Below are 21,051 nucleotides of genomic sequence, written 5' to 3' on the forward strand. Positions count from 1 at the left end.
GTGGTATAGGTGTTAGATATGCTCAAAAATGTTGTCAGCAATCTTACCCACAAACCTGTTACAAGGAAGTACCCTTTTGAAAAGCGAGAGCCCTTTGAAAAAGCAAGAGGACATATAGAGAATGATATAGACAAATGCATTTTATGTGGTATATGCCAAAGAGTTTGTCCTTCCAATTGCATACAGGTTAACAGAAAAGAGGGTACGTGGGCTTTTCAACCCTTTGAGTGCATAATTTGTGGTGTATGTGTTGAAAGTTGTCCTACAAAGTCTTTGACTATGGCAAAAGAATATAGACCTATTTCTAATGAAAAGTATGAAATAGTGCAGAAAAAAGAGGTACAAAACCCTCCTAATAAGGATAAAAAGGAAGGGGCATAAAAGTGCATGAATTATCTGTAACTCAAAGTTTGGTAGACATCTTGCTAGAAGAAGCACAAAAAAGAAATGTAAAAAAAGTTACAAAAGTCACTGTTGTGATAGGAGAGCTTACAGGACTTGAAAGTGAAAGCATACGGTTTTACTTTGATGTACTTTCTGAAAACACAGTGGCAGAGGGAGCTGAATTAGTATTTAAAATGATAAAGGCACAATTTAAATGCAGACAGTGTGGCAATATTTTTGAACGTACAAATTTTACTTTTAATTGCCCTGTATGCGGTGCAACAGGGGTATTAGTGGACAAGGGAAAAGAATTTTATATAGAAAGTATAGAGGTGGAGTAGTATGGAGGAAATAATTGTAATTATTAGAGATGTTCTCGAGGCAAACAACAATGTTGCCAGTGAGAACAAAGCTATAAAAGATGAGCGAAATATTTTGATGGTGAACATAATAGGTTCACCAGGAGCAGGGAAAACCAGCTTTATCTTAAGAGCAATAGAACATCTCAAAGTACCTTGTGGTGTTATTGAAGGAGATGTCACTTCAGACATTGACGCTAAAAAGATGGCGGAGAAAAAAATTCCTGTCGTTCAAATAAATACAGGAGGCTCTTGTCATTTAAATGCTGGCTCAGTAAACAGAGCGCTTCAGAGTTTATCTTTTGACAATGGCATAGTGTTTATTGAGAATGTGGGTAACCTTATATGTCCGTCAGAATTTGAATTAGGCGAAGACTTCAAATTGGCAATGGCTAACGTTCCAGAAGGTGATGATAAACCTTATAAATATCCAGCACTTTTTACTAAAGCGAAAGCTGTAGTTTTGAATAAAATTGACATGCTTCCTTATTTTGAATTTGATAAGAAATTCTTCTATGATGGGATAAGGGCTTTAAATCCGGATGCACCAATTTTTGAAGTTTCTGCAAGGACTGGAGAAGGATTTGGTGAGTTTGCAAAATGGTTAGAAGAAGAGTATCAAAAATTCAGGCAAAACAAATAGATATATTTGGTATTGTACAGGGCGTAGGTTTTCGCCCTTTTGTATTTACAACTGCACAAAAATATAATTTAAGGGGTATAGTCTATAATACCTCTTCGGGAGTTTATATAGAAGTGGAGGGGGAAGAGGGGGATATAAATAGTTTTATAAAGGAACTGAAAGATAATCCTCCTCCACTTGCCGTCATAGATGAAATAAAAGTGAAAGATTTAGAAATTAAGAATTATGAGGATTTCAAAATTATATCCAGTCAAGAAAATGATGGATTTGTACCTGTATCTCCTGACATGGGAGTTTGCGAGGACTGCTTGAGAGAAATGAATGACCCAAATGACAGGAGGTACAAATATCCTTTTATAAATTGCACTAATTGTGGCCCTAGATTTTCTATAATAGAGGATATTCCCTATGACAGGCCTAAGACTTCTATGAAGGTATTTCCTATGTGTGAAAAATGTGAAAAAGAGTACAACGACCCTCATGACAGAAGATTTCATGCACAGCCAGTTGCTTGTTTTGACTGTGGACCCAAATTGGAATTTGTAGGAGGAAATTGCGAAGAGGATGAAATAAAGTGTGTTGCTGATGCTCTCAAAAGAGGTAAAATTGTAGCTATTAAGGGAATCGGAGGCTTTCATTTAGCAGTAAATGCCTTAAGTGATGAGGCTGTTTTTACTTTGAGAAGCCGAAAAAAAGATATGGAAAGCCTTTTGCTGTTATGATGAAAGACATAAATCAAGTAGAAAAGTATTGTTTTGTAAGTGATGAAGAAAAAAAGCTTCTTCTAAGCCAGAGAAGGCCGATTGTGCTTTTGAAGAAAAAAGGAGAAAAACTTGCGAAAGGCGTTGCTGATGGCTTAGATACTTTAGGAGTAATGCTTCCATACGCTCCAATTCATTATCTTTTAATGGATCAAATTGATTTTCCTATTGTGATGACAAGTGGAAATGTTAGTGAAGAGCCTATTTGCAAAGACAATGAAGAGGCTTTAGAAAAATTAAAGGATATAGCTGATGCTTTTCTTTTAAATAATAGAGACATAGTCAATAGAATAGATGATTCAGTTACTTCTTTTAATGGAGGTGCTGAGAGGATTATAAGAAGGGCGAGGGGATATGCTCCTCAGCCAATTTTATTGAAAAAAGATGCCAAAGTAAATGTACTGGCGGTTGGTGGCTTTTACAAAAATACCTTTTGCATGACTCGCGGTCAATATGCTTTTATAAGCCATCACATAGGAGATTTGGACAATGAAAAGACTTTTGAATATTATAAAGAGCAAATAGAAAGGTATAAGAGGCTTTTTAGAGTAAATCCTGAGGTAATAGCTCATGACATGCATAAAGGTTATCTTTCTACTCAGTACGCCTTGTCATGTGACTTGCCCCGAGTTGAGGTCCAACACCATCATGCCCATATTGTCAGCTGTATGGCTGAGTACAATCTTGAGGAAAAAGTTATAGGAATAGCTTATGATGGGACTGGATATGGCACAGACGGCAACATATGGGGTGCCGAATTTTTGATATGCGATTTAAAGGATTTTTTAAGAGTAGGGCATTTAGAATATAAACCGCTTCCCGGCGGTGAACTGGCAATAAAAAAGATATACAGAACAGCTTTGGGGTTTATTTCAAAGGATATAAATTTTTATAAAGATTTTGTAGAAAAATTTGATTCTAAAGAGATTGATATAATTTTAAAGCAAATTGAGAGAAAGATTAATACACCTTATGTGTCTAGTATGGGAAGGTTTTTTGATGCGGCAGCTTCTTTACTTGGCCTGAGAGACCAAGTACTTTTTGAAGGACAGGGTGCAATGGAATTAGAAAGCTTAATAGTTGAGAATGATGATTTTTATGATTTTGAAGTTTATCGAGATAGGGAATATATAATAAATCCAGAAGTAATATTGCACCAACTCTATGAAGATTATAAAAAGGGAATTAACAGAAAAATAATTGCGACGAAATTTCACAATTCTATTGTAGAGTTTACACACTATTTGGCATTGGAGTTGAGAAAGGAATTTGGTATAAATAAAGTAGTATTAAGCGGTGGAAGTTTCCAAAACAGGTATTTATTAAAAAAACTACTGGCTAAGCTTACTGCTTCAGGGTTTGAAGCCTTTTCTAATAGTAAAGTTCCCTGCAATGATGGAGGGATTTCCTTAGGTCAGGCTGTTATTGCGAATAAAAAGTTGGAGGGATAAAAATGTGCATTGCAGTTCCATCAAAAGTGATAAAAATTGAAGGTAAAGTTGCAGAGACAGAGTTAGGCGGTGTCATCAGAAAGGTATCAATAGAGATGGTGCCAGAGGTCAAAGTGGGAGATTATGTAATGGTTCATGCAGGTCTTGCTATAAGCATTGTGGATAAAGAAGAAGCGGAGATGGAAAGGGAGCTTTGGGAAGAGCTTATGGAGGTTTTAAATGATGCAGCAGACAGAAATGATTGAAAAGGCAAAAAGAGCAATTGAAGCGTTAAATCCGGGTGGTCCTTTTAATATCATGGAGGTATGTGGTTCCCATACAATGGCTATCTCAAAATTTGGATTAAGACAGCTTTTGCCTAAAAATATAAGGCTTATATCAGGCCCAGGATGTCCTGTGTGCGTGACAGCGCAGAACGAAATAGATAGTGTAGTAGAACTTGCTAATAGAAATGTTGTAATTGCTACTTTCGGGGACCTTATAAGGGTGCCAGGTAGCAAGTCATCATTGCAGTTAGAGAGAGCAGCAGGCAAAGAGGTAAAAGTGTTTTATTCACCTCTTGATGCTTTAAAATACGCTGAGGGAAATCCGAGCAAAGAGGTAGTTTTTATAGGAATAGGATTTGAAACAACTGTTCCGACTGTTGCTGTTACTATAAAGGAGGCGAAGGAGAAAAATATAAAAAATTACAGTGTATACTGCCTTCATAAGACAATGCCTGAAGCTTTAAGAGCACTTCTTGAAGGAGGTTCAAACGTACAAGGTTTTTTACTTCCAGGACATGTGAGTGCAATAACTGGAAGCAAGATATATGAGTTTATTCCTAAAGAATTTGGAGTTGGTGGTGTAATTTCTGGCTTTGAAGCAATGGATATTCTGATGAGCATTATAATGCTTCTTAAAAATTATAAAAATCCTGCTATTGAAATTCAGTATAAAAGAGTGGTAAGAAAAGAAGGAAATCTTGAAGCACAAAAAATAATTGAGGAGATTTTTGAACCTTGTGACAGCACTTGGAGAGGTCTTGGAGAGATTAAAGGTTCAGGACTTAAGATAAGAGATAAGTATAAGGACTTTGATGCAGCGTTAAAATTTGATATAAGACCGATTGGAGAAGAAATCGAGATAAAAGGTTGCAGATGTGGCGATGTTTTAAAAGGGAATATATATCCTAATGAATGTCCTCTTTTTGGAAGAGTATGTACTCCAGAAAATCCTGCGGGACCATGTATGGTTTCTTCAGAAGGCTCTTGTGCGGCTTTCTATAAGTACGGTGCTTAATGAAAGGATGATAAAAGGATGGACAAAGTTTTGCTATCCCATGGCGGCGGCGGAACAATGATGGAAAGATTAATTGAAGAAGTTTTTGCCAAAGCCTTTGACAATGAGCATATAAATGCAATGGAAGATGCAGCATTGCTCTTTGGAAACATTGCCATTACTACTGATAGCTTTACAGTAAAACCTATTTTCTTTCCCGGCGGAGACATAGGGCGGCTTGCAGTGTGTGGTACAGTGAATGATGCCTCTATGAGAGGAGCAAAGCCTTTATATTTGACTTCAGCTTTTATAATAGAGGAAGGTTATCCTATTGAGGATTTGAAGAGAATAGTAAAATCTATGGCTGAAGCAGCAGAAGAAGCAGGTGTGAAAATAGTTGCAGGGGATACAAAGGTAGTAGAAAAGGGTGGAATTGACGGGGTATTTATAAACACTTCTGGTATAGGTGTAGTGTATGAAAATGTAGATGTGTCAATTAAAAATGCCAGACCTGGAGATGTAGTGTTAATTTCTGGAACAATAGGAGACCACGGGATGGCTATTATGAGTGCGAGAGAGGAATTGCAATTTGACCCTCCTATTTTGTCGGACGTTTCACCTCTTAACAAGTTGATAGAAAAGCTCATGACTTTGGGGAAAGCCGTTAAGGTATTGCGGGACCCTACAAGAGGTGGCGTTGCGGAAGTTCTTTATGAGATATCAAAAATGAGTGGTGTTGGTATTAAAATATACGAAGATAAGTTGCCTGTAAAAGAAAGTGTAAAATCTGCTTGTGATTTGATGGGATTTGACTTTTTGCACTTAGCAAATGAAGGAAAGTTAATTGCGGTTGTTGACAGGAAATATGCGGAGGAAGCTCTAGAAATCATGAAATCAGACAAATATGGAAAAAATGCAGCGATAATAGGTGAAGTGAATGATTCAAAACTTGTCACAATCAATACAGTTTATGGAACTTCGAGAATTATAGATAGACCTATAGGGGAACTGCTTCCTAGGATATGCTAAACTGCTTGTAGGACAGGAGATATAAGGTGTGTTGAGGCAGAGACTTTTTAGAGATGGCAAATATTACGACGAGTATATAATGAGCATATTAAAAGAGGAATTTGATGAGAAATATGGAAGGAGATAGACAGGAATTTAAAGTAAGTGGGGAAACTAATTCATAAATTTTTTAATAAATTTTTAATTTAAAAAGAGGAATATTTATTTTTTTGTAGAATATTAATTATTGTGTGTGCTAAAGAAAGATTTATGGGTGTAAAAGGTGGCATAAAATGAGTAGAATTTTAGTTTTAGATGATAATAAGGGAATCTGTAATTTAATAGAAGAAATTTTCACGATGGATGGACATGAAGTGAGAACTTACAGTGATATTAGCCATTTTGACAAAGAGATAGAAAAATTTAGACCTGATATAGGCTTGTTTGATTTACACATGGCAAGCGATATGTTAAAAATTATCAGAAAGATTAAAAAAATTTATCCCAATATGAAGAGTATTATAATGTCAGCGGAAGAGCCACAAGAGCCTTTTACGGAATTTCCTTTTATATCTAAACCTTTTGACATAACAGCGCTAAAAAATTTAGTTTATGATAATCTAAGGCAAGAAATGGCTGTGTAAAAAGGTACGTTTGTACCTTTTTTTATAATTTCCTTGAGCTAACTTTAAACAAATGTTATAATGAAAGAGAAAAGTTACATAATATAGGTAGTATTTTGAAAACCAGTTATAATAAAGGAGTTGTTGGCAATGTTAGTAACAGGTATAGAGATATTAGAAAAAGCCCACAAAGAAGGATATGCAGTTGGAGCTTTTAACACCAGTAATTTAGAGATTACCCAAGCCATTGTGGAGGCGGCAGAAGAAACTAAATCACCAGTTATAATACAAGTTAGTGAGGGAGGATTGAAATACGCTGGTATTGAGACGATTTCTGCGATCGTCAGGACAATGGCTGAAAAGGCATCAGTTCCAATTGCTCTACACCTTGACCATGGTACAGATTTCAATACAGTCATGAAATGCTTGAGAAATGGCTGGACTTCTGTAATGATGGATGCTTCTAAATTGCCTCTCGAAGAAAATATAAAAGTGACGAAAACTGTGGTGCAAATTGCTCACGGAATGGGAGTTTCTGTTGAAGCTGAAATCGGAAAAATCGGTGGTACGGAGGATAATATCACAGTAGATGAAAGAGAAGCGGCCATGACAGATCCAGAAGAAGCTTTAAAATTCGCAAAAGAAACAGGAGTAGATTATTTAGCTATAGCTATCGGGACGGCTCATGGACCTTACAAAGGGGAACCTAAGCTGGACTTTGATAGACTTAAAAAGATAAAAGAAATGCTCAATATTCCTTTAGTTTTACATGGAGCTTCAGGAGTTCCTGAAGAGGCTATAAAAAAAGCTGTAAGCCTTGGCATAAATAAGATAAACATAGATACAGATATAAGACAAGCTTTTGCACGAAGGCTAAGAGATTTGTTAGAAAAAGATAGAGAAGTATACGACCCAAGAAAAATTTTAGGTCCTTGCAAAGATGCGATGAAAGAAGTAATTAAACAAAAGATGATTTTATTTGGAGCAGCAGGAAAAGCATAAGTTAAAGCGGGGTTTCACCCGCTTTTTATATTTTATGTATAAATTTTCTATAAATTGTCAATTATAAATTTTGGGACTGAAAATAACTACTTGACATTCCAAAAAAATATAAATAAAATAGAGTAAGATTATACGTATTCATTTCTTTTAGCATTTTCTTTTTGTGCTTTTTAATAGTATCCTTTGCGAGAAGTGTGTTGTGCAGAAATTCTCATTTTTATCCTCCAGGTAAGTTCCCTCTTATACTTTTTTAAAAATGAGGTAATGAGGACTTAGTTTGTTAAAATTCTACTTTTGGGAGGTGTACCTTTGCGTTTTGATATTAATACTTTGGAAAATTTGAGTTTGATGGAACTAAGAGAAATTGCAAAAGAGCTAGGCATTAAAAGTATTACGAAATACAGAAAACAAGAACTGAGAGAAAAAATTTTGGAAAAAGCTAGTAAATTAAATGGAGAAAATTTAATTCAAGAGGATAACAAAAAAGAGGAAGGTTTAAATGAAGGGCAAACAGAAGGATTACAAGAAAGTACGATAGAGAAAAGTACAGATGATACTTCAAATACTAATTCTAACATATCGAAAAATGGTTATGCAAAGTCTATTGTTACTGAAAATAGCGCAAATGGTTTACAAGCTCAATCAACTTCTTCAAAAGGGAACTTGCCAATTGCTAAAGAACTTTCCGATCCGTTGAAAGAACTTATACAGACACAAGGAGATGTAGTGGCAGAAGGCATTCTTGATATTTTGCCAGATGGTTACGGATTTTTAAGAGTGGAAAACTTTGTCCAAGGACCCAAAGATATATATATTTCTCAATCGCAAATAAGGCGCTTTGGCTTAAAAGTTGGCGACAAAGTAAGAGGTATTACAAGGATTCCTAGAGAAGGGGAAAAATATTCTGCAATTCTTTATGTGGAATCTATAAATGGTGAAGATCCCGAAAATGCCAAAAAAAGGATTCCCTTTGATGAATTAACTCCTATTTTCCCAAATGAAAAATTGAGATTAGAGACTTCACCTACAGAATTTTCCATGAGATTGGTAGATATCATTGCTCCTATAGGTAAAGGGCAAAGGGGTATGATTGTTGCACCGCCAAAAGCAGGAAAAACCACTTTACTTAAGCAAATTGCCAATAGCATTTCACAAAACCATCCAGAAGTTATTCTCATTGTGCTTTTAATTGATGAACGCCCTGAAGAAGTAACTGACATGAAACGTTCTATAAAAGGAGAAGTAGTATATTCTACTTTTGATGAACTCCCAGAACACCATACTAAAGTGGCTGAAATGGTATTAGAGCACGCTAAAAGACTTGTGGAGTATAAAAAGGATGTGGTAATTCTTTTAGATAGTATTACCAGGCTGGCAAGAGCTTATAACCTTATTACACCTCCTTCAGGAAGAACTCTTTCTGGTGGCATTGACCCTTCTGCATTACATCCTCCGAAAAGATTTTTTGGAGCAGCCAGAAATATAGAAGAGGGTGGAAGTTTAACTATCCTTGCTACTGCTTTGATTGAAACGGGAAGCCGTATGGATGAAGTTATATTTGAAGAATTTAAAGGAACAGGCAATATGGAACTTCATCTTGACAGAAAATTACAAGAAAGAAGGATATTCCCTGCTATTGATATATACAAATCGGGTACAAGAAAAGAAGAATTGCTGCTTACAAAAGAAGAATTGGAGGCCATGTGGATATTAAGGAAAGCTATGTCAAATTTACCGCCTGCAGAGGTTACAGAGATGTTAATTGAAAAATTAATACGAACTAAATCTAATGCGGAGTTTATAAATATGATAAGGGCACAATTATATAAATCTTGATATTGTGTATAACTTGTGTTATAATTTCTCCGTATGAGTTTTGGTTGAAAGAGGTGAAAGCTGTGAAACCGAATATACATCCTACCTATTATCATGATGCGGTTGTAAGGTGTGCATGTGGAAATACTTTTATAACAGGTTCTACAAAGAAAGAAATTAGAGTAGAAATATGTTCCAAATGCCATCCCTTCTTTACAGGCCAGCAGAAGATTGTAGATACAGGTGGAAGAGTCGAGAGATTTAGAAAGAGATTTAATTTAGAAGAAAAATAATTTGGGGGTTAGAGTGGTGAAGACTCTAACCTTTTGTTTTTAATTTGACATTAAGAAAGGTGGTTTTTATGATATACGGTTCTTTGGATCATGGTTTTATAGAGGCTATAGTTGGTCCTATGTTTAGCGGTAAAAGTGAAGAACTCATAAGAAGGATTAAAAGAGCCCAAATTGCCAAACAAAAAGTACAAGTCTTTAAACCGGCTATTGACGATAGATATTCTATTGACAAGGTGGTATCTCACAATGGCACTAATATAAATGCTATTAGTGTAGTAAAGGCTTCTGAAATAATTGAGCTTTTAGAAGAAGACACAGAGGTTATCGCAATTGATGAAATTCAGTTTTTTGACCATTCGATTGTGGATGTTGTAAGAGAAATTGCAGATCTAGGCAAAAGAGTCATTTGTGCTGGCTTAGATATGGACTTTAGGGGGGAACCTTTTGGCCCTACTCCTGATATAATGGCAATTGCGGAGTCTGTAGATAAACTGACGGCTATATGTGTGAAATGTGGCAATCCTGCTACTCGAACTCAAAGGCTTATCAATGGGAAACCTGCAAAATACGATGACCCAATCATTTTAGTAGGGGCCCATGAAACCTATGAAGCAAGGTGTCGAAAATGCCATGAAGTTCCCCGTACATAGAAAAGAGGTGTAGAGATGAAGAAAACCGATATAGGTGGTCAAGCAGTAATTGAAGGAGTTATGATGAGAGGACACAATAGCGTAGCGACAGCTGTACGAAAAGGAGATGAAATAATTATAAATAAAGAGTATGTAAAACCCTTGACTAAAAGGAATAAATTTTTTTCACTGCCTTTTATAAGAGGTACTTTTGCTCTTTTTGATTCTCTTATCATAGGTATAAAAAGCCTTACTTATTCTGCAGAACTTTTTGAAGAAGAAGATGAAGAAAATATTTCAAAATTTGATTTATTTTTACAAAAAATTTTTGGAGATAAGTTAGATGATGTTTTGATGTATTTTTCTGTCGCAATATCTTTAATTTTATCAATTATCATATTTTTTATCGGGCCGACATATGTAGCCGATTATATCAAATTATTTACAAAAAATACTGTAGTTATAAATTTTGTCGAAGGATTGTTAAGAGTTGCTATTTTTATTTTGTATCTTGTATTAATATCACAGATGAAAGATATAAGAAGAATATTCGAATATCACGGGGCAGAGCATAAAGCTATTCATTGCCTTGAGCATGAAGAGGAATTGACAGTGGAAAATGCTCGCAAATATACTACTTTACACCCTCGATGTGGGACAAATTTCCTCTTCATAGTCATGATAGTTTCTATAATAGTTTTTTCTTTTTTAAAATGGCCTACTCTTTATATAAGGATACTTAGTAGAATTCTTTTGCTTCCTGTAGTTGCTGGTATATCTTATGAAATAATAAAATTAGCGGGGCGAAGTGACAATAAAATAATAACGGCTTTTGTATATCCTGGCTTGCTATTACAAAAGCTTACCACAAGGGAGCCTGATGACAGTCAATTAGAAGTTGCTATTGCATCACTAAAAAGTGTTTTAGAAGATGAGGGAGGACGTGAATTTGAAAATATATGAGGCAATAAATTTGGGGGCAAAAGAACTTAAAAATATTTGCGAAAATCCTAAACTTGAAGCGGAACTGCTCCTTGCTTACTGTTTGGGGATGGATAGGATAAATCTAATAATTAAAAGAGAAGATGAAGTGGAGGAAGGGGAGTTAGCAAAGTTTTTAGGACTTTTAAATATGAGAAAATCTCACATTCCTTATCAGTACATTGTAAAAAAGCAGCATTTTATGGGATTAGAGTTTTTTGTAGATGAGAACGTGTTAATTCCTAGGCCAGAGACAGAGATTCTTGTAGAAGAAGTGTTAAAAAGGGTGGAAAGAGGAAATGTAATTTTGGATATAGGTACTGGTAGCGGTGCTATAGCTGTAAGCATATCTAAATATTTTGCAGATTGTACTGTGTACGCAGTTGACATCAGCAAAAAAGCTATTGAAGTTGCAAAGTACAATGCTGAAAAGCAAGGAGTTTTAGATAGGATATTCTTTATAGAAAGTGACCTCTTTCGTAATCTTCCGCCAAATTTAAAGTTTGACTTTATTGTGTCAAATCCTCCCTACATTAAAAGAAATGAAATTGAGCTACTGCAGGAAGAAGTAAAAAAAGAGCCTATTGTCGCGTTAGATGGAGGAGAAGACGGACTTTTCTTCTACAAAAAAATTATAAAAGAAGCTCCTTTTTATATGAAATCAGGCGGAAAAATTGGCTTTGAAATAGGATATGGCCAAAAAGAAGAAATAACTAATTTTTTAGAAAAAGATGGATTTAAGGATATTGAAATAATTAAAGATTTGGCGGGTATTGACAGAGTGATAATAGCGAAGTATAAGTTATAGTTTTCACAAAAGATAATATGTGGTATAATCAATCTTTGAGGTGAGATAATGATTGATAAATTGCAAGCAATAGAAGATAGATATGTAGAATTAAGTCAAAAAATAAGTGACCCTAATATTATTTCAAATGTAAATGAATGGAGAAAGTATGTAAAAGAGCATGCGGCTATTGAAGATATTGTGTTAAAATACAGAGAATACAAAAAAGTTTTGGAAGATATAGAGGCTACAAAAGAGTTGTTGTCTTCAAATGATGAAGAACTTAAAGAGATGGCAGGGGAAGAACTTTCTCAATTAGAAGAAAAAAAGAAAAATTATTAGAGGAGATAAAAATTCTTTTAATACCAAAAGACCCAAATGATGAGAAAAACGTCATAATGGAGATTAGGGCAGGAGCAGGAGGAGAAGAGGCAGCTCTTTTTGCCCATGACCTTTTTAGGATGTATTCCATGTATGCAGAGAAAAAAGGTTGGAAAGTAGAAATAATGAGCTCCAATGAAACAGATATCGGAGGGTTTAAAGAAGTAATTTTGAATATTTCTGGAAAAGGGGCTTACAGCAGGTTAAAATACGAAAGTGGTGTTCATAGGGTTCAAAGGGTTCCAACCACTGAAGCCGGGGGAAGGATTCACACTTCTACCGCTACAGTGGCAGTTTTGCCTGAAGTAGAGGAAGTTGATGTAGAGATAAATCCAAGTGATATAAAGATAGATGTATTTAGGTCAGGTGGTCATGGAGGGCAGAGTGTAAATACGACTGATTCCGCAGTCAGAGTTACCCATATTCCAACAGGAATTGTCGTAACTTGCCAAGATGAAAGGTCACAGATTCAAAATAGAGAAAGAGCTCTTAAAATTTTGCGAGCAAAGCTTTATGAAATGGCTCTACAAGAACAACAAAGAGAAATTGCTGAGACACGGAAATCCCAAGTAGGTACTGGGGAAAGGAGCGAGAGGATAAGAACTTACAATTTTCCACAAGGTAGAGTCACTGACCACAGAATAGGTTTAACTTTATATAGATTACAGGAAGTTCTTGATGGGGACTTGGATGAAATTATAGATGCTTTAATTTTAAATGACCAGGCAGAAAAACTTAAGAATATGAATCTAAATTAAAGGAACGGGGAAACCTGTTCTTTTTATTCCTTAAAAGGATATGAAGTGTGTATTATCAAAAAATATAGGTATAATTTAAATTTTTGTGCTTGACTAAATAATCGTTATAAATTATAATTATAAAAAACACTTTATTAAGTTAAACTAAGAAATAGCAGTATGTGACAAAATACATACAATTTAACATTGCCCCCCAGCTGTCCTCTATAGAGGACGCTTTATTCGCTCGATGGTCCTCCTACCTTCGAGCGAATTTTTTTGTGCTAAGCATAACTTCAATAACGATTTAATACATTTGAAGTAGATTTAAAAATTAAGGGGATGTTTTTATGTCTACCTTCAATGCTATGATAATAGGCTCTTTGGTTGGAGTGATTGGCACAGGGCTGGGGGGAGCAGCTACATATTTTTTCAAAAACCCTTCTGCTAGATTTTTTAGTGGAATTATGGGGATTACTGCGGGCTTGATGCTCTCTATTGTAGTTTTTGACCTGTTGCCTCATGCTTTTGATATAGCAGGTCTTGCATTGGGGACAATTGGGATATTAATAGGAGCTATTTTGATTTCTTTTTTTGACATGATAATAGAAAATATGGATATCGCTGGAGGCTTCATAAAAGAAGGTGTATTATTAGGAATTGCAATTGCTTTACATAATTTTCCTGAGGGACTTGCAGTGGGCTCTGGTTTTATGGTATCTCAGTCATTAGGTATTAACATCGCATTGGTTATTGCTTTGCACGATTTTCCTGAGGGTTTAGCAATGGCAACGCCATTTTCTGCAGGCGGCATACCTCCTTATAAAAATGTAATATACACCGTATTAGCTGGGATTCCTACAGGAATAGGGGCTTTAATTGGAGTTTTGACGGGTGGTATATCCCCTTATTTTATTGGACTTAATTTAGGTATAGCAGGAGGAGCTATGTTGTATGTGACCTGTGGTGATATAATTCCTGAAGCCAGAAATATTTATAAAGGAGAAATTTCTATTTTGGGGATGATATTAGGTATTATAGGTGGTATAATAATAACAAAGCATTTGTAAGTTTTAATTCTACAAGGAGTGCCTTAAATGACAAAAATAGTACGCATTAATAAAAATGATCCAGAAATTGAGCTTATTGATTTTGCAGCAAATGTGATAAGAGAAGGGGGACTTGTGGCTTTTCCTACAGAGACAGTTTATGGAATTGGAGCTAATTCTTTTAATGAAGAGGCTGTAAAAAAAATATTTATAGCAAAGGGAAGGCCTCAAGATAACCCTCTTATTGTTCATATCGCAGAACTAGAGCAGATTTATGACCTTGTCGAAGATGTACCTCAAAAAGCTAAAACTCTTATGAAGAAATTTTGGCCAGGCCCTTTAACACTTATTTTTAAAAAATCAGAAAAAGTACCCTATGTTAATACGGCTGGCATGGATACTGTAGCTATAAGGATGCCTTCAAATCCGATTGCTCATCTTTTAATCAAAAGGGCAGAAGTACCTATATCTGCTCCCAGCGCTAATGTTTCAGGTAAGCCTAGTCCTACTGATGCTTCTCACGTTATTGAAGATTTGTATGGAAAAGTAGATGTAATAATAGATGGAGGAAAATGTGATGTTGGCGTAGAATCTACTGTTTTGGATTTGACAGAAAAGGTGCCGGTCATTTTAAGACCGGGAGCAGTTACTTTGGAAATGCTTAAAGAAGTGATAGGAAATGTTGAAGTGGATCCTTCACTTTTAAAAAAGCCAAAGGAAGATTTAAAGCCTAAGTCTCCTGGCATGAAGTACAAGCATTATTCTCCTAACGCGGAGGTCTATATAGTGACAGGAGACCTTGAGAAAGTTGTAAAAAAAATTCAAGAATTGACAGAAGAACAATTGAAATATGGTAAAAAAGTTGGTATAATGGCAACGGTACAAACTTCGACACAATATGAAAAAGGAGAAATTATTGTCGTAGGGGATAGAAATAGACCAGAGACGATAGCGAAGAATCTTTTTGCAGTTTTACGACAATTTGACAAAAAGGGAGTAGATGTCATTTTTGCTGAAAGTTTTGAATATGACAACATTGGACTTGCTATTATGAATAGATTAGAAAAAGCTGCCGGTTATAAAGAAATAAGTGCTGAAGGAGAATTGCCATGAAAGTATTATTTGTGTGCACTGGGAATACCTGTAGAAGCCCTATGGCAGAGGGACTTTTTAATGACAAAGCGAAAGCTTTCGGTAAGGACTTTGAAGCAAAATCTGCTGGAGTATTTGCTCCAGAAGGTTTTCCAGCTTCACAAGAAGCAATAGAAGTATTAAAACAGGATTATAATATAGATATTTCAAACCACAGGTCAAAAAGTTTAAGACGTCAAGATTTAGAAGAGGCTGATTTAATTTTAGCTATGTCGAATTCTCATAAACAGAGCATACTTTCTAAGTACCCAGAATATTCCAATAAAGTTTTTACTATAAAAGAATTTGTAGGGCTAGAGGGAGAGGTTGAGGACCCTTACGGCATGCCTATAGAGGTGTATAGAGAGACAGCTCGAGAGTTAGAGGATTTAATTTCAAAGATCATAACAAAAATTTCACAAGAAAGGAAGGGTAAAATGGTGATTGCATTAGGAGCTGACCATGGTGGCTATGAACTTAAAGAAGCTATAAAAAAGTATTTAAATGAAAAAGGAATAGCCTATAAAGATTTTGGAACTTTTAGTACAGAATCTGTCGATTATCCAGATTATGCCCTCAAAGTAGCAGAGGCTGTTGCATCTCATGAGTGCAGCGAAGGAATTTTAGTCTGTGGGACAGGCATTGGTATGTCAATAGCGGCAAATAAAGTACCAGGAATTAGAGCTGCTCATGCAGAAGATGTTTTTTCAGCAAAAGCCGCTAAGGAACACAACAATGCTAATATTTTGTGCTTGGGAGGACGCATTACAGGACCAGGACTTGCTGTGATGATGGTGGAAGAATGGTTAAATGCAACTTTCCAAGGAGGACGTCATCAGAGAAGGATTGACAAAATAGCGGAAATTGAGAAAAAGTATAGCAAATGATATTAATTTGTGATTAGAAAAGAAATTTTAAACTTACAGGAGGTAAAAAATGTATAAAAATGTATTTGTCATTGACCATCCACTTATTCAACATAAAATAAGCCTTATAAGAGATGAAAATACAGGTTCTAAAGAATTTAGAGAATTAGTAGAAGAAATTGCTATGCTTATGGCATATGAGGTAACAAGGGATTTACCTCTTGAAGAGATAGAGGTAAAAACTCCAGTGGCAGTGGCAAAGACAAAAGTGATTGCAGGGAAAAAATTAGGAATAATCCCTATATTAAGGGCAGGATTAGGAATGGTGGATGGAATGTTAAAACTCATTCCAGCTGCTAAAGTAGGACATATAGGAATTTACAGGGACCCTGAAACTTTAAAACCTGTAGAATATTACTGTAAACTGCCTTCCGACATAGCAGAAAGAGACCTCATTGTGGTAGACCCTATGCTTGCGACAGGAGGTTCTGCTTGTGCTGCTATACATTTTCTCAAAGAAAGAGGCGCACAAAATATAAAATTGGTGAATTTAATAGCTGCTCCAGAAGGGATTGAGGCAGTTCACAGAGACCATCCAGAGGTTCCAATTTACGTAGCCAGCATAGACCAAGGTTTAAATGAACATGGTTATATTGTACCGGGTTTAGGAGATGCAGGAGATAGGCTTTTCGGCACAAAGTGATAGCGAGGGATGTACAAATGAGACCCTCATGGGATGAATATTTTATGCAAATTGTAGATGTTGTAAAAACTCGCTCTACTTGTCTTAGAAGACAAGTAGGGGCTATTTTGGTGGTGGACAAACACATAATTTCAACAGGATATAATGGTCCTCCTACAGGGCTTGCCCATTGTGAAGAGACAGGCTGTTTGAGGGAGCAATTAGGAATACCGTCGGGAGAAAGGCCAGAACTTTGCAGAGGAGTACATGCAGAGCAAAATGCGATTATACAAGCAGCATTGCATGGAGTAAGTACCAAGGGGGCTACTTTATATGTAAGCGCTAGCCCCTGTGTTATATGCGCTAAAATGCTAATCAATGCAGGAGTTAAGCGGATTGTATATGAAGAGGAGTACCCCGATGAGTTAGCTTTTAAGCTTCTAAAAGAAGCAAATGTTGACTTAGTAAAAATTGAGAGATAAAATAATAGTGGTGTATATTAAATCAAATGAATAAGATAGAGTGAAAAACTCTCAAGGAGTGTTAAAAAATGAAGGTATACCTCCTATCTTTTATTGTGGCATTTATAGTGTCACTTATTGCTACTCCCATAGCGAAAAAATTGGCTTTTGCGATTGGAGCCATTGATATACCTGATGAAGAAAGACGCATCCATACAAAACCTATACCCAGATTAGGTGGATTGGCTATATTTTCTGGTACGATAATAAGCATATTACTCTTTTTGCCCAAAACTTCTGAAACCATTGGTATAGTCTTAGGAGCCACAATAATTGTAGTCTTGGGATTGTTTGACGATAAGTACAGTCTTAGTGCAAAAATTAAACTTTTAGGACAAGTTGTAGCAGCCGTAGTACTAATAATAAGTGGTGTGAGAATAGATTGGCTTTCTAATCCTTTGGGAGATGGAATGATATATCTGAAAAGCTGGGTAGCCATTCCTCTTACGCTTTTTTGGGTAGTAGGGATTACAAATACTATGAATCTCATCGATGGCCTTGATGGACTGGCAGCAGGAATAGCAGTCATATCATCGGGTTCTCTTTTTATAGTCTCTCTTTTAAATGGCAGATTTGCAACCGCTGTTATTTCAATCGCTATTGCTGGTGCTGCTTTAGGTTTTTTGCCTTACAATTTTAATCCTGCAAAAATTTTTATGGGAGATACAGGGTCTATGTTTTTAGGATTTGTGCTGGCAGCTATATCCATACAAGGAGCAGTAAAATCAGCAGCGGCAATCGCCATTGCAGTGCCAATTCTTGCCTTAGGAGTTCCGATATTTGACACAGCCTTTGCAATTATTAGAAGATTAATAAACGGCAAACCAATTATGGAAGCAGATAAAGGACATTTGCACCACAGGCTTTTAGAAAAAGGCCTTACACAAAAACAGGCTGTGCTTATAATGTACGGCGTAAGTCTGTTGCTAGGAATAAGTGCTATATTGATATCTTTCAGTAGCGAATTAAAAGGACTGATAATCCTTTTAATTTCAATTTTGCTTGTAATGTGGGGTGCAGATAAACTTGAGCTTTTAGAAAGGCAAAAAAAAGGTACACAAGCTCGTTGATAATTGCAACATATTAAGGAGTGTAAAATTATGACATTAAAAATCATATCTGTTTTTGGGACAAGACCTGAAGCTATTAAAATGGCACCTCTTATTAAAGCTTTGGAAAGAGAAAAAGATTTTGAATCAAAAGTTTGCGTTACAGCCCAGCACCGGGAGATGCTCGATCAGGTGCTGAGGCTTTTTAATATTACTCCGCATTATGATTTGAACATCATGAAAGAAAAACAGACATTATCTGAAATTACTACTTCTGCCCTTATAGGGCTTGAAAGAGTCTTTAATAGCGAAAAGCCGGACCTTGTACTTGTACACGGAGATACTACAACAACTTTTGCTGCTGCATTAGCAGCTTTTTATCACAAAATTAAGGTGGGACATGTAGAAGCAGGGCTGAGGTCTTTTAACAAATGGTTTCCATATCCCGAAGAGATAAACAGAAAGCTTACAGGAGTTTTGACAGATTTACACTTTGCTCCTACAAGCAGGGCAAAATTGAATCTTTTAAAAGAAGGAGTAAGTGAAGAAAGCATTTTTGTTACAGGCAATACTGTCATAGATGCAATGGCATATACTGTAAAGAAAGATTATGTTTTTAGGGATGAACGGCTCAACCAAATTGATTACAATGATAAAAAAGTTATTGTAGTTACAGCTCATAGAAGAGAAAATTGGGGTAAACCTCTTGAAAATATATGCAATGCCCTCAAAAGGATTGCTCAAAATTACAAGGATGTTTATATAGTATATCCTGTCCATAAAAACCCTGTAGTGAGAGAAACTGTATTTAGCATGTTGGGGGAACTTGGCAATGTGCTTCTTTTGGACCCTCTTGATACAGACGAAATGCACAATCTCATGGCAAAATGCTATATGGTGATGACTGATTCGGGAGGCTTACAGGAAGAAGTACCTTCTCTGGGCAAACCCGTGCTTGTTTTGAGAGATGTTACAGAAAGACCGGAGGCTGTTGAAGCAGGGACAGTAAAAGTAATTGGAACAGAACAGGAAGTTGTATACAATGAAGGAACATTGCTTCTTGAAAACAAGGAAGAATATGATAAAATGGCTAATGCGGTAAATCCCTATGGTGATGGTAAAGCCTCTTTGAGAATAATTCAGGCGATAAAATATGCGTTTAACTTGAGTGACACAAAGCCAGAGGAATATAAAAGCGGGGAGTAAACCCCGCTTTTATGAATTTATTTTATTTATTAGCTTCTGCCTTGGTTTGACTTTTAGCGATTAGGTACCAGAGATAACCAATTACTATTGCTCCGATGAATCCACCTATTACGTTGTAATCAGCGACTATCCAGCCCCATTTGCCAAGATAAGCGCCGCCAAGCCATGCTCCTATTAGATGTGCAACTAGTGCTGCCCAGTATGTTCCGTAGATTTTATTTAGCTTTTCGCCGTAAGATTCTCCAGCTTTGGAATTGAACAAAGGATGAAATACAAGACTAGATATAAGTCCTACTACAATAAGTGTTACCCAGAACATATACTACACCTCCTTTTTGAGAGATTTTTCCTTCCACTTATAATTTTACTTTATAAAAATTATAAAACAAATTTGATTTTTGACCTTATTTGACTAAAAAAGTTCACCAGGAAAATTTATCTACACATATCTGACCTTTTCTGACTTATTCTCTTTTTATCTAATTATTTCTAATAGATGTCCGTTTTTCCTATTATGTAAATAATGAAATTTTTTAGATTGATGAATAAATCTTGTTATTTCCGTTAATAATTAAAAATAGAAGGGCGGTAAAAATCGGCGGATCCATTCTCCCCCTTGTGGATTCGCTGATATTTTACCGCCTTTTCTCTTTAAGGAAGTATATATGGAGGTATGAGGTATGGTTAAGAGGATAATTATAGGAATAATAATTTTTACAGTTTTATTTTCATTGAGTGTCCAAAGACAAGCTTTTCTTTCTTTTGATGATAATGTAGAACTTGTAAAGATGACTTTCTTAAATACGGGTGCAAAATATGAATATGCAAATATAAACGCATGGGCAAAGATTAACAATGATTTTACATCTTTTTACAAAATAAATGAATATGTCGAAATAGCGATAAAAAACATGAATATCAATAAGCAAAAAACCAAAATATCTCGCATTGAAGAAAACAATTTTAGACAAGTGGAAGTGGAATATACGGAAAACACTAGACATATAAACATAGCAGTTCAAAGTTTAAAGAATGGTTCAAATAGCGAAACTTATATGTTAATAGACGAATATCTTATTAACGGTTATGACAATGCTTTAAAAGAGAAGGCACTTATAAATAATACTTTTAAAATATTCAAGCTAAAACCTAAGGTAACAGTATGTTTTGTCGGAACTTTTAAAGGTAAGTTGAATAAAGAAAAAATAGTAGTATAGTTAAATTAGTACTTGACAAATTACATGCACAAAAAGTAGAAGGAATGGAAGATGAAAACATAATAAGTGTTTCTGCTTATTCGAGCAAATTAAAAGAATATATTAAATTAGGAAGTGAAAAAATAAATTTAAACGTAGCAATAAGATATAGTTCTTTTGATGATAAGACTTATTTGTGGGTTGCAACACCTATTATAGCTATAGAATATTAAAAGA

General features: G+C 35.5%; 23 protein-coding genes and 3 pseudogenes. 25 read left to right on the forward strand and 1 reads right to left on the reverse strand.

Annotated features, from left to right (window positions below; genetic code table 11):
- The first annotated feature begins 9 nt into the window (after positions 1–9).
- From THESIDRAFT1_RS06755 to wecB, 23 genes and pseudogenes are all read left to right on the forward strand, one after another.
- Positions 10–381 (forward strand): 4Fe-4S binding protein, encoded by a 372-nt coding sequence (locus tag THESIDRAFT1_RS06755; RefSeq protein WP_004399986.1) that lies wholly within the window; start codon positions 10–12, stop codon positions 379–381.
- Positions 382–383: 2 nt separating this feature from the next.
- Complete coding sequence (gene hypA, locus THESIDRAFT1_RS06760; protein WP_004399985.1) at positions 384–725, forward strand: hydrogenase maturation nickel metallochaperone HypA; 342 nt, start codon at positions 384–386, stop codon at positions 723–725.
- Position 726: 1 nt separating this feature from the next.
- On the forward strand, positions 727–1,386 hold the full coding sequence (hypB, locus tag THESIDRAFT1_RS06765) for a hydrogenase nickel incorporation protein HypB (RefSeq protein WP_006569906.1): 660 nt from the start codon (positions 727–729) through the stop codon (positions 1,384–1,386).
- Positions 1,344–3,598 (forward strand): annotated as a pseudogene (hypF, locus tag THESIDRAFT1_RS06770) (carbamoyltransferase HypF). The gene hypB and the pseudogene hypF overlap by 43 nt, the downstream one beginning before the upstream one ends.
- A 2-nt stretch (positions 3,599–3,600) precedes the next feature.
- Positions 3,601–3,843: a HypC/HybG/HupF family hydrogenase formation chaperone gene (locus THESIDRAFT1_RS06775; RefSeq protein ID WP_004399982.1), complete on the forward strand. Its 243-nt coding sequence runs from the start codon at positions 3,601–3,603 to the stop codon at positions 3,841–3,843.
- Positions 3,818–4,879, forward strand: coding sequence for a hydrogenase formation protein HypD (hypD, locus tag THESIDRAFT1_RS06780; protein ID WP_006569908.1), 1,062 nt, complete (start codon positions 3,818–3,820; stop codon positions 4,877–4,879). The genes THESIDRAFT1_RS06775 and hypD overlap by 26 nt, the downstream gene beginning before the upstream one ends.
- 18 nt (positions 4,880–4,897) lie before the next feature.
- Positions 4,898–5,887: a hydrogenase expression/formation protein HypE gene (gene hypE, locus THESIDRAFT1_RS06785; protein ID WP_006569909.1), complete on the forward strand. Its 990-nt coding sequence runs from the start codon at positions 4,898–4,900 to the stop codon at positions 5,885–5,887.
- A 272-nt stretch (positions 5,888–6,159) separates the two neighbouring features.
- Entirely contained in the window at positions 6,160–6,510 is a 351-nt protein-coding gene (locus THESIDRAFT1_RS06790) for a response regulator (protein WP_003868949.1), read from the forward strand.
- Between the two features lie 129 nt (positions 6,511–6,639).
- Positions 6,640–7,491 (forward strand): class II fructose-1,6-bisphosphate aldolase, encoded by an 852-nt coding sequence (locus tag THESIDRAFT1_RS06795; RefSeq protein WP_003868951.1) that lies wholly within the window; start codon positions 6,640–6,642, stop codon positions 7,489–7,491.
- Positions 7,492–7,800: 309 nt separating this feature from the next.
- Positions 7,801–9,327 (forward strand): transcription termination factor Rho, encoded by a 1,527-nt coding sequence (rho, locus tag THESIDRAFT1_RS06800; RefSeq protein WP_006569910.1) that lies wholly within the window; start codon positions 7,801–7,803, stop codon positions 9,325–9,327.
- A 62-nt stretch (positions 9,328–9,389) separates the two neighbouring features.
- Positions 9,390–9,599, forward strand: coding sequence for a 50S ribosomal protein L31 (rpmE, locus tag THESIDRAFT1_RS06805; protein WP_003867319.1), 210 nt, complete (start codon positions 9,390–9,392; stop codon positions 9,597–9,599).
- A 68-nt stretch (positions 9,600–9,667) separates the two neighbouring features.
- Entirely contained in the window at positions 9,668–10,249 is a 582-nt protein-coding gene (locus THESIDRAFT1_RS06810; RefSeq protein WP_003868954.1) for a thymidine kinase, read from the forward strand.
- Positions 10,250–10,264: 15 nt separating this feature from the next.
- Complete coding sequence (locus THESIDRAFT1_RS06815; RefSeq protein ID WP_006569911.1) at positions 10,265–11,191, forward strand: DUF1385 domain-containing protein; 927 nt, start codon at positions 10,265–10,267, stop codon at positions 11,189–11,191.
- Positions 11,178–12,017, forward strand: coding sequence for a peptide chain release factor N(5)-glutamine methyltransferase (gene prmC, locus THESIDRAFT1_RS06820; protein ID WP_003868956.1), 840 nt, complete (start codon positions 11,178–11,180; stop codon positions 12,015–12,017). The genes THESIDRAFT1_RS06815 and prmC overlap by 14 nt, the downstream gene beginning before the upstream one ends.
- 48 nt (positions 12,018–12,065) lie before the next feature.
- Positions 12,066–13,135: pseudogene (prfA, locus tag THESIDRAFT1_RS06825) on the forward strand (peptide chain release factor 1).
- Between the two features lie 329 nt (positions 13,136–13,464).
- A complete protein-coding gene (locus tag THESIDRAFT1_RS06830; RefSeq protein ID WP_004399974.1) occupies positions 13,465–14,184 on the forward strand; it encodes a ZIP family metal transporter in 720 nt (239 codons plus the stop codon).
- A 27-nt stretch (positions 14,185–14,211) separates the two neighbouring features.
- Positions 14,212–15,276 carry an L-threonylcarbamoyladenylate synthase gene (locus THESIDRAFT1_RS06835; protein WP_006569913.1) on the forward strand — a complete coding sequence of 355 codons (1,065 nt, stop codon included), beginning with the start codon at positions 14,212–14,214 and terminating at the stop codon, positions 15,274–15,276.
- Positions 15,273–15,683 (forward strand): annotated as a pseudogene (locus THESIDRAFT1_RS15120) (low molecular weight protein arginine phosphatase); the annotation flags it as partial. The gene THESIDRAFT1_RS06835 and the pseudogene THESIDRAFT1_RS15120, both read left to right, overlap by 4 nt.
- 51 nt (positions 15,684–15,734) lie before the next feature.
- Entirely contained in the window at positions 15,735–16,181 is a 447-nt protein-coding gene (rpiB, locus tag THESIDRAFT1_RS15125; RefSeq protein WP_039929517.1) for a ribose 5-phosphate isomerase B, read from the forward strand.
- Positions 16,182–16,230: 49 nt separating this feature from the next.
- Complete coding sequence (gene upp, locus THESIDRAFT1_RS06850) at positions 16,231–16,863, forward strand: uracil phosphoribosyltransferase (RefSeq protein WP_003867307.1); 633 nt, start codon at positions 16,231–16,233, stop codon at positions 16,861–16,863.
- A 17-nt stretch (positions 16,864–16,880) separates the two neighbouring features.
- Complete coding sequence (locus THESIDRAFT1_RS06855; RefSeq protein ID WP_003868961.1) at positions 16,881–17,324, forward strand: deoxycytidylate deaminase; 444 nt, start codon at positions 16,881–16,883, stop codon at positions 17,322–17,324.
- Positions 17,325–17,392: 68 nt separating this feature from the next.
- The gene (locus THESIDRAFT1_RS06860; protein ID WP_006569915.1) at positions 17,393–18,433 is read left to right on the forward strand and encodes a glycosyltransferase family 4 protein; all 1,041 of its coding nucleotides are present in this window, start codon (positions 17,393–17,395) and stop codon (positions 18,431–18,433) included.
- A gap of 30 nt (positions 18,434–18,463) precedes the next feature.
- Complete coding sequence (gene wecB, locus THESIDRAFT1_RS06865) at positions 18,464–19,618, forward strand: non-hydrolyzing UDP-N-acetylglucosamine 2-epimerase (RefSeq protein ID WP_006569916.1); 1,155 nt, start codon at positions 18,464–18,466, stop codon at positions 19,616–19,618.
- 22 nt (positions 19,619–19,640) lie between these two features.
- Here the strand turns inward: wecB and THESIDRAFT1_RS06870 are convergent, their stop codons facing one another.
- Positions 19,641–19,937, reverse strand: a complete 297-nt coding sequence (locus THESIDRAFT1_RS06870; RefSeq protein WP_003868964.1) for a hypothetical protein — start codon at positions 19,935–19,937, stop codon at positions 19,641–19,643.
- A 361-nt stretch (positions 19,938–20,298) separates the two neighbouring features.
- Here THESIDRAFT1_RS06870 and THESIDRAFT1_RS14590 point away from each other — a divergent pair, with 361 nt between their 5' ends.
- Both THESIDRAFT1_RS14590 and THESIDRAFT1_RS14595 read left to right on the forward strand, forming a co-directional pair.
- Positions 20,299–20,835, forward strand: a complete 537-nt coding sequence (locus tag THESIDRAFT1_RS14590) for a YwmB family TATA-box binding protein (RefSeq protein WP_279624992.1) — start codon at positions 20,299–20,301, stop codon at positions 20,833–20,835.
- A gap of 44 nt (positions 20,836–20,879) precedes the next feature.
- Positions 20,880–21,047 carry a YwmB family TATA-box binding protein gene (locus THESIDRAFT1_RS14595; RefSeq protein ID WP_279624993.1) on the forward strand — a complete coding sequence of 56 codons (168 nt, stop codon included), beginning with the start codon at positions 20,880–20,882 and terminating at the stop codon, positions 21,045–21,047.
- Positions 21,048–21,051: the final 4 nt, after the last annotated feature.

This window comes from Thermoanaerobacter siderophilus SR4, assembly GCF_000262445.1.
Classification (GTDB): domain Bacteria; phylum Bacillota; class Thermoanaerobacteria; order Thermoanaerobacterales; family Thermoanaerobacteraceae; genus Thermoanaerobacter; species Thermoanaerobacter ethanolicus.